The organism is Neisseria sp. HMSC070F02, from assembly GCF_001814225.1.
GTDB lineage: Bacteria > Pseudomonadota > Gammaproteobacteria > Burkholderiales > Neisseriaceae > Neisseria > Neisseria meningitidis.
The window spans coordinates 1-8525 of the sequence record NZ_KV815471.1; the positions used below are offsets into that span (position 1 = coordinate 1).

Below are 8525 nucleotides of genomic sequence, written 5' to 3' on the forward strand. Positions count from 1 at the left end.
TCCCGCCTGCGCGGGAATGACGGGTTTCGAGATTACAGTGTATCGAGAAGGATGGGAAACGGTGGGAGTTGTGTAAAAAATGCCGTCTGAAGCCTTTCAGACGGCATTTGCGGCGACGGGGCGTTTAATACGGCAGGGCATTGCAGGTGCGTATGCGGATGGCGCGGACGGGGACGGTTTCCGTCCGTACCTGCCGCTACCCCAAAGACACCATTTCAATCTGCTCCATCGTCCTGCCCAGAAAACGCTCGCCGATGGTTCTGAATTTCAAAGGAATATCGCTGACGTAAAAACGGTAGTCGGGATTGTTGTTGTCGGTATTGAGCAATCCTTCCTGAGCAAGGACGCGTGCGGTTTCTTCGGCAGTCGTAATTGCAGAATCAACCAACGCGACATTGTGCGCCTCCCTGCCGATTAAGGGCTTGAGCAAGGGAAAGTGCGTGCAGCCCAACACCAGCGTATCGATGCCGTCTGCAAGCAATGGTTTGAGGTATTCGCATACGGTCAGGCGGGTAACTTCATGTTCCAACCAACCTTCCTCCACCAAAGGGACGAGCAGCGGTGCAGCCTGCGTGCGGACGAGCGTATCAGGGTTGTTCCTATGGATGGCGCGCGCATAAGCATTGCTGTTAACTGTAGTATTGGTGGCGATAATGCCGATTTTATTGTTGCGCGTCGTTGCCAGCGCGGCTTTCGCGCCGGCGGAAATCACGTCCAACACAGGCATATTGCCCGTCTTTTGACGGATTTTCTGCCCCGCCACCGCCGCAATCGTGTTGCACGCGATAACCATCGCCTTGACATCGTGTTCCAGCAGAAAATCGACAATCTGCATCGAGAAATTTTCGATGGTCGCCTTAGATTTCGTCCCGTAAGGCACGCGCGCCGTGTCGCCGAAATAAATGATGTTCTCCATCGGCAGCCGTTCCATCAGCGCTCGCACATTGGTCAAACCGCCGATTCCCGAGTCAAAAACGCCGATGGGTCGCTGCCTGCCGATATTTTCCATTCTTTTTCCAATCCGTCCTAAACATACAATCCGCGTATTGTACACGCGCCGCTTTTTCTTGACAGCCGTTGCCGTCTGAAAGCAGGATGCGGATTTGGCTGTTATAATGTACGGCAATGCCGCCGCCGGGCGCACGGTTTGCCGACCGCCTGCCCCTCCGATCCGCCACATAAAAGTTGTAAAGCCCCTATGTCTGATTTTTCCCCCGTTTCCCGATTCCTTGCCGACGAAGCCGCCACACTCGATTTGGGTGAAGCATGGTCTTCCCGTTTAAACGCACCTCTGGTCATTTACCTCGAAGGGGATTTGGGTGCGGGGAAAACCACGCTGACACGCGGCATCCTGCGCGGATTGGGTCATCAGGGCGCAGTCAAAAGCCCGACTTACGCCATCGTCGAATCTTATCCTCTGGAACGCTTCACCTTGCACCATTTCGACCTCTACCGTTTCACCACACCCGAAGAATGGGAAGATGCCGGATTGGACGAACTGTTTTCCGCAAACAGCGTCTGCCTGATCGAATGGCCGCAACAGGGCGGGGAATTTACCCCGCCTGCCGACATCACCGCAACATTGACACACGACGGCGGCGGCAGAAAATGCCTGCTGACCGCCCATACCGAACGAGGAAGCGAAAGCCTGCCGCTATGACCAAACTGACACGAAGACAAATCATCCGCCGCACCGCCGGCACACTGTTCGCCCTAAGCCCCATCGCATCCGCCGTTGCCAAAACGGTACGCGCACCACAATTCACCGCCGCACGGATATGGCCGTCGCACACCTACACCCGCCTGACGCTGGAAAGCACAACCGCGCTCAAATACCAACACTTCACGCTCGACAACCCGGGCAGGTTGGTCGTCGACATACAAAACGCGAACATCAATACCGTATTGCACGGACTGTCTCAGAAGGTTATGGCGGACGACCCCTTTATCCGCAGCATACGCGCGGGTCAGAACACGCCGACCACCGTCCGCCTCGTCATCGATTTGAAACAGCCTTCCTACGCGCAAGTTTTTTCCCTCCCCCCCGTCGGCGGCTTTAAAAACCGCCTCGTCGTCGATCTCTATCCGCAAGGGATGGATCCCGACGATCCGATGATGGCGCTGCTTAACGGCAGCCTGAACAAAACCCGTCGCGGCTCCCCTGAAGCCGACCTCGCTCAAAACACTCCCGCACAAACCGAACGCGGCAAAAACGGGCGCAGACCCGTCATTATGATCGACCCCGGACACGGCGGCGAAGACCCCGGCGCCGTCAGCCCGGGCGGTTTGCAGGAAAAACACGTCGTCCTCTCCATCGCCCGCGAAACCAAAAAACAATTGGAAGCCTTGGGTTACAACGTCTTTATGACGCGCAACGAAGACGTGTTCATCCCTTTGGGCGTGCGTGTCGCCAAAGGGCGCGCACGGCGGGCGGACGTATTTGTCTCCATCCACGCCGATGCCTTCACCAGCCCCTCCGCGCGCGGCACAGGGGTTTATATGTTGAACACCAAAGGCGCGACCAGCTCCGCCGCCAAATTCTTGGAACAGACGCAAAATAATGCCGACGCGGTCGGCGGCGTACCGACCAGCGGCAACCGCAATGTCGATACCGCCCTGATCGATATGACCCAAACCGCCACGCTGCGCGACAGCCGCAAACTCGGCAAACTGGTGCTTGAAGAATTGGGCAGGCTCAACCATCTGCACAAAGGCAGGGTGGACGAAGCCAATTTCGCCGTTTTGCGCGCGCCCGATATGCCGTCTATCCTGGTCGAGACCGCCTTCCTGTCCAATCCTGCCGAAGAGAAGCTGCTGGGCAGCGAATCCTTCCGTCGGCAGTGCGCCCAATCCATTGCCTCGGGTGTCCAACGCTACCTCAATACATCCGTATTGAAGCGGGGTTGATTGAAAAGGCGGTGTTTCAATATAGTTGTCGGATGAAGGCAGGCATAAACCTACTTCCGCCCCAAACCGCGTTTTTATGATGAAAGGTATGGATAAATTGAGATACCAACAGGATTTTTTAAATATCCGCCCCATTTTTACAGCCGGCGAACAAGAATACCTGACCGAATTGTCCGATCGGCTTCCTTTATCTGTTTTAACGGACTCCGTGCGTAATATTGAAGAAATCGGTATCGATTTTGTGTACAGTTCTGCCAAATTGGAAGGAAACACTTATAATCAATACGATACGCAGGCATTGCTTAAACTCGGGCAAACCGCAGGCGGGAAGTTATATTCGGATGCCGTAATGTTAATCAACCTGAGGGAAAGTTACCGGCACCTGCTGTCCGGTTTGGACAGCCCCGATCCGTTTGACTGGTTGGATTTCTTAAAAACCACCCACAGCCTGATTTCGGAAAACTTACTGGAAAAAGGCTCCGGCGGCGTAGTCCGCCGCGACAGCGTTACTATAAGCGGGACAGACTACACGCCTTTATCCAACCCGCAAAGTTTGGATACGGAATTAAAATGGTTGCTTCAAGAAGCCCCAAAAATAGGAAATCCCTTCGACCGCGCCGTTTATCTCCATAATAATTTGGCGTATCTTCAATATTTTAAAGATTGCAATAAACGTACTGCCAGAAACTGTATGACCTTGTCGCTGATGCGCTCCGGTTTTTTTCCTTGCGTATTCGCCCCCGACAGTTATCCCGCCTATGCCGAGGCTGTCGTAGCCTATTACGAAACCGGCGATTACGGTTTATTCAAGAAATATTTTATTTCGGCATACGAAAATACCGTAAATAAGTACGGTCCCCAGCCTGATATGGATATTTTCCGCAACTTCTCCCTTTAATTCCAAGGGGTTGTTATCCGTATCTTCCGCACGCGGCAAATGCGGCGGCAAAATGGACACGCCCCTCCCTTACCTTCGGTTATAGTGAATTAACAAAAACCAGTACGGCGTTGCCTCGCCTTAGCTCAAAGAGAACGATTCTCTAAGGTGCTGAAGCACCAAGTGAGTCGGTTCCGTACCATCTGTACTGTCTGCGGCTTCGTCGCCTTGTCCTGATTTAAATTTAATCCACTATAATATCGGCCGGATATTAAAAAAAGCCGTCTGAACATTTTTCAGACGGCATTTTTGTACACTTTCCTCAACGGTTCGATCCCTGCACCATATCAATCAGGAACAGGCGGCAATCGAGGTTGCCGTTATAAAGCGGAATTTTGCGTTTTGGCGACAGGCGCATGAATTTGGGCATTTCCCGATCTCCGGTAAACATTGCCGCCAACCAGCCTGCGTAATATTTCTTCAACCACGTCCCCAACTGCGGATAAAGCGCCTGCAAGGCGCGGACTTCCTCAAGGCGCACGCCGTAGGGCGGATTGGACACCATAATGCCGTTTTCGCCGTTCGGACGGACGGATTGCGCGTCGGCAACGCTGAAGGAAACGATGTCGTCCACCCCGGCACTGCGTGCGTTGGCCAATGCCGTCTGAATGATGCGGCGGTCGCTGTCGCTGCCCGAAATCGGTGCAAAAGCCGGTTTAACCTGCGCTTCGGCACGGCGGCGCAAATCCGACCACAGCGTTTTATCGAAATTTTGCAGTTTTTCAAAACCGAAACGGCGCATCATACCCGGCGCGCGGCGGGCGGCAATCCAAGCGGCTTCGATAGCAATCGTGCCGCTGCCGCAAAACGGGTCTTGAAACGGCTGCGTGCCGTCGTAGCCTGCCGAGAGCAGCAATCCGGCGGCAAGGTTTTCGCGCAGCGGGGCTTCGCCGGTATCGAGACGGTAGCCGCGTTTGAACAGGGCTTCGCCCGAAGTGTCGATGAAGATTTCGACATTGCGTTCGTCCAAAAAGGCGTGGATGCGAACATCGGGCGCGGCTTTGTCCACGCTCGGACGTGCGTCGTAAATGTCGCGGAAAGCGTCGCAGACGGCATCTTTGACGGTCAAACCAACAAATTGGATGCTCTTAACGTTGGCACGCTTTGCCTCGACTTTGACTTTGAACGTCTGCTGTAAAGTAAACCAATTAAACCAGTTGATATTTTTGGCGAGTTTGTAGATGTCGCGCTCATTGCGGTATGTCCCTTTGGTCAGGCGCAGCAGGATACGGCTGGCAGTACGCGAATGCAGGTTGGCGGCGTAAACCTGTTCCAATCCGCCCCGGCAGGAAACGCCGCCGTCAAACACTTGTACATCGGTACAGCCGAGGCTTTCGAGTTCTTGAGATAAAACGGTCTCCAAGCCGCGCGGGCAGGTGGCGAAAAGTGTATATAAAGTATTCATAACGTGTCCTTTCCGGACGGATGTTCCGGCAATGGCGGATTGAAAGGTTTATTCGGCGGTAAATGCCGTCTGAAATGTCCGACTGCCGATTGTAATGTCCGCCGTAAAATCGCGCCTGCCTTCGACACAGATGGGCAGGCGGATGCGTACTGCCTGCCAAGTCCCCGACGGTTGCCGCTCGAACATATAGCGGTTGAAACCCATATCCATATTTTTCATACTGAAGCTGATGCTGACCTGCTCCGTGCCGGCGGGCGCGTGTTCGATATAAATATCAAACGGTTTTTTGGTTGAAACGGCGGCGGCGCGGACGCGGCTTCCGTCCGGCAGCGTGCAACCCTCGGTCAAATCGCATTGCGCCGCCACAGCTTGCGGCTGCTGCGCCTGCCACCATTGCAACAAAACGAGCTTGACGGCGGCAAAGGCAATCAGCAGCAGTGCGGCAAGCAGTAATTTACGGTTTTTATTCATGATTCTTCCCTATTGTTTCATCCCTTACCACCCACGTGCGCCCCCAATCCGAGCCATAGTTTTCCATAACGTGCAACCGTCTGTCCGTTTGCTGCAAGTACGAGCGGCACAGATACGCCCTGCCGCAGGGCTTCTGCCGCCTCTTGTGCCTGAACATCATCGCACACGCGCCAGACGACCACATCCGCGCCCTTTTCCTGCGCCTGCCGCCATTGTTCGCGGGTCTGCACCATCATCCACACGCTGTCGGCGTGTTCGGGTCTGTCCTGCCATTGCGCCGCCTCCATCAAAACGTTCGCACCGCTTTCCTCTGCCGAACCCAAAGGCAGGACGCGGTACGCGCCCATACTGTTCTCCCCGTGCAAACCCGTTTTCAGGCTGCCGTACAAACGGCGCGGGACGGACAGCGAACGCAAAAGCGCGCCGTTGGCAGGCAGCATGGGGGCAACGGTAAAATCACCCGCCTTCTGCCACGACCATGCCTGTCCTTCGCGCGATTGCGGTTCGCCCGTCCATTGGCCGGGGTTTACCCATAGGAATTTCAGGCAGACGCGGGCGTGTTCGTAGGAATGGATTTTGGTCAGCCAAGGCGTGGCGGCAAGGATGCGGATGCCGAGTTCTTCTTCAAACTCGCGTTGCAAGGCTTGGAAGTCGGTTTCGCCCGCTTCGACCTTGCCGCCGGCAAATTCCCAATATCCGGCATAGGGTTTGCCTTCGGGGCGCGAGCTGAGCAGGTAGTTGCCGTCTGAATCGAGCAGGATGCCGGCAACGACGCGGATAAGGGGTCGGGTGTCTTGAATCATGGCGGGTACGCGGTTGGTCGGTCGGAGTGCAAATGAGGGACGAGCAATGCCGTCAACGGGTTTGCCGCATTTCAGACGGCATTATTTTTCGGCAATGACAAACGCCAATACGGTGTCTTCTTCGTCGCTCATGCTGAGGCTGACGCGGCTGATGCCTTGTTCCTCCAGCCATTTGGACAGGGCGGGGCCGTAGAAAAATTCGGGCTTGCCCAATGCGTCATGCCCGATGCCGATGTTGCGGAAGGAAACCGCGCCGCGTATGCCCGTACCGACGGCTTTGGCGAAGGCTTCTTTGGCGGCAAAGCGTTTGGCGAGGTAGTTGACGGGTTTGCCCGCTTGCGGAAATTCAAGCAGCTCTTCTGGAGTGAGGATGCGCCCGGCAAACGCCTGTCCGAATTTTTTGTTTAAGCGGATGATGCGCTTGAGGGAAACAATGTCTGTGCCGATGCCGTAAATCATATTTGCGCTCCTTCGCCCTTGGTTGCGGGTAGTGATGAATGTGATGATGAATGCCGTCAATTTCTTGGGGCGTTAAAATGGCGTGAATATCCACTTTTGGGGTTTTGTCGGTAACAATTTTCACTGTAACCTTTTGCATTTGAAATTCTAAAACATCGTGCCAATTATTTAATAAGGAGTTAAGGCATTTAATAATGAATTAAAGTTTGATTAAACCCGAATGCCCGATTTTCAGAGCCAATACCAATAAAACAATAAAAATTAACATTTTAAAAAAATTTGGGCTAATCTTAGTCCTTAACCGAATTCCAACATACAATCCAATAACAGACAATACGGACAGTAAAAATATTAAACCGTATTCACTCTTATTTAATAACCAATACTGGTCTCTTAGCATATATATTTGAACAATTTTCGCCAAAAGATAGCATAGATTGCTTGATTTTACGATACGATTTTTATTTTCTGTTTCGCTAAGCAAAAATATTAACAATATGGGAGACATGGCATTGGTTGAACCGCCGATGATGCCTGCCAAAAACCCAAAAAGAATCATATTCTTATTATTGGCAACTACTTGAATATTTTTTGCTTTTGCACATACATTTAAAATACCATTAACAGAATAATACAATGTAATGATTGCCATCAGTAAAAGCAGCCACGACACTGGAAGTATCAAAAGCAACTTCACCCCCAAAATGCTGCCAACGACGCTGCCGATAGCAAGCAATTTATAGGTTTTTAAATAATAAACAATCTCTTGCCAAAAACCTTTTTTGTTATTGCTGCATAGAACCAACAAGCTCATTAACAGGCTTGGTAATGCCACCAAGGCAACAACCTTAGACAATGGCATGTTAAAAGCCAATGCGGTTGTACCGAGCATCGGAAATCCCATGCCTGTAATTCCGTGCAGTATTGCGGCAGCAACAAAAACGATAGATTGCATTATTTCTTGCATAACCGTCCTTTATACAGTAATTCTTGCTCTAATATAATGCCTGTTTTTATCCGTATAATCAGTTCCGGCATGCAAGCCATTGACATTGTCAATAATAATCAAACCATCATCTTGTGCAGAAAATTCTTGAATATCACTCGCATTTTTTATAATCTTTACAAGATAATCAAGTGCAAGTACCATTTCCTTTGATACTTTATTTCTATTTTCTTCAATACCTTTATAGATACAATCACTTCTAAATCTAATCATTTGAGTATTGACCGATAAGATATTACCCCATCTCACACCTTGTTTTTTATCAAATGATGCTGGTGCTTTAAATGGATATAAATTGCCCGTTAATGTTTTTAAGTGTTTTTTACCGGTTTCTGTTTTAGATAACTGATTGACAATATCTGATGAACTTAAAAATAGGGAATTACCTCCATCATTGGCTGATTTTACTACATACATAACCAAATAACTTTCCGGGTTTTCACTAAAAGATGAATCACTATGAAGTGGACATTCTCCAACATCTTCCGAGAAAGTTATATCATTATTTATAGTGGATTAACAAAAACCAGTACGGCG

Annotated in this window: 8 protein-coding genes and 2 pseudogenes; 3 read left to right on the forward strand and 7 right to left on the reverse strand. The window is 51.3% G+C overall.

The window, feature by feature from the left end; translation table 11 throughout:
* Nucleotides 1–196: 196 nt before the first annotated feature.
* Entirely contained in the window at nt 197–1009 is an 813-nt protein-coding gene (gene murI, locus HMPREF2959_RS07940; RefSeq protein ID WP_002226097.1) for a glutamate racemase, read from the reverse strand.
* A 189-nt stretch (nt 1010–1198) separates the two neighbouring features.
* Between murI and tsaE the strand changes: the two genes are divergently transcribed.
* From tsaE to HMPREF2959_RS07955, 3 genes are all read left to right on the forward strand, one after another.
* Nucleotides 1199–1660 (forward strand): tRNA (adenosine(37)-N6)-threonylcarbamoyltransferase complex ATPase subunit type 1 TsaE, encoded by a 462-nt coding sequence (gene tsaE / locus HMPREF2959_RS07945; protein WP_070696655.1) that lies wholly within the window; start codon nt 1199–1201, stop codon nt 1658–1660.
* A complete protein-coding gene (locus HMPREF2959_RS07950) occupies nt 1657–2907 on the forward strand; it encodes an N-acetylmuramoyl-L-alanine amidase (protein ID WP_070696658.1) in 1251 nt (416 codons plus the stop codon). Before tsaE ends, HMPREF2959_RS07950 begins: the two co-directional genes overlap by 4 nt.
* 79 nt (nt 2908–2986) lie before the next feature.
* On the forward strand, nt 2987–3805 hold the full coding sequence (locus HMPREF2959_RS07955) for a Fic family protein (protein ID WP_002255757.1): 819 nt from the start codon (nt 2987–2989) through the stop codon (nt 3803–3805).
* 301 nt (nt 3806–4106) lie between these two features.
* On the opposite strand, the gene HMPREF2959_RS07960 is transcribed toward HMPREF2959_RS07955, so the two are convergent.
* The 6 genes and pseudogenes from HMPREF2959_RS07960 to HMPREF2959_RS07985 form a co-directional block, all read right to left on the reverse strand.
* Nucleotides 4107–5249: a THUMP domain-containing class I SAM-dependent RNA methyltransferase gene (locus HMPREF2959_RS07960; protein ID WP_002227043.1), complete on the reverse strand. Its 1143-nt coding sequence runs from the start codon at nt 5247–5249 to the stop codon at nt 4107–4109.
* Between the two features lie 48 nt (nt 5250–5297).
* On the reverse strand, nt 5298–5720 hold the full coding sequence (locus tag HMPREF2959_RS07965; RefSeq protein WP_002216567.1) for a hypothetical protein: 423 nt from the start codon (nt 5718–5720) through the stop codon (nt 5298–5300).
* Nucleotides 5713–6523, reverse strand: a pseudogene (locus HMPREF2959_RS07970) (NUDIX domain-containing protein). The gene HMPREF2959_RS07965 and the pseudogene HMPREF2959_RS07970 overlap by 8 nt, the downstream one beginning before the upstream one ends.
* Before the next feature lie 81 nt (nt 6524–6604).
* On the reverse strand, nt 6605–6982 hold the full coding sequence (gene acpS, locus HMPREF2959_RS07975; RefSeq protein WP_002234578.1) for a holo-ACP synthase: 378 nt from the start codon (nt 6980–6982) through the stop codon (nt 6605–6607).
* Between the two features lie 199 nt (nt 6983–7181).
* On the reverse strand, nt 7182–7949 hold the full coding sequence (locus HMPREF2959_RS07980; protein WP_002243280.1) for a sulfite exporter TauE/SafE family protein: 768 nt from the start codon (nt 7947–7949) through the stop codon (nt 7182–7184).
* A gap of 9 nt (nt 7950–7958) precedes the next feature.
* Nucleotides 7959–8498 (reverse strand): annotated as a pseudogene (locus HMPREF2959_RS07985) (TauD/TfdA family dioxygenase); the annotation flags it as partial.
* Between the last annotated feature and the right edge of the window lie 27 nt (nt 8499–8525).

Bases quoted from the DNA above. Each gene is read 5' to 3' on its own strand.
- HMPREF2959_RS07950 (WP_070696658.1), top strand. From the start codon at position 1,657: ATGACCAAACTGACACGAAGACAAATCATCCGCCGCACCGCCGGCACA.
- HMPREF2959_RS07965 (WP_002216567.1), bottom strand. From the start codon at position 5,720: ATGAATAAAAACCGTAAATTACTGCTTGCCGCACTGCTGCTGATTGCC.
- tsaE (WP_070696655.1), top strand. From the start codon at position 1,199: ATGTCTGATTTTTCCCCCGTTTCCCGATTCCTTGCCGACGAAGCCGCC.
- murI (WP_002226097.1), bottom strand. From the start codon at position 1,009: ATGGAAAATATCGGCAGGCAGCGACCCATCGGCGTTTTTGACTCGGGA.
- acpS (WP_002234578.1), bottom strand. From the start codon at position 6,982: ATGATTTACGGCATCGGCACAGACATTGTTTCCCTCAAGCGCATCATC.
- HMPREF2959_RS07955 (WP_002255757.1), top strand. From the start codon at position 2,987: ATGAAAGGTATGGATAAATTGAGATACCAACAGGATTTTTTAAATATC.
- HMPREF2959_RS07960 (WP_002227043.1), bottom strand. From the start codon at position 5,249: ATGAATACTTTATATACACTTTTCGCCACCTGCCCGCGCGGCTTGGAG.
- HMPREF2959_RS07980 (WP_002243280.1), bottom strand. From the start codon at position 7,949: ATGCAAGAAATAATGCAATCTATCGTTTTTGTTGCTGCCGCAATACTG.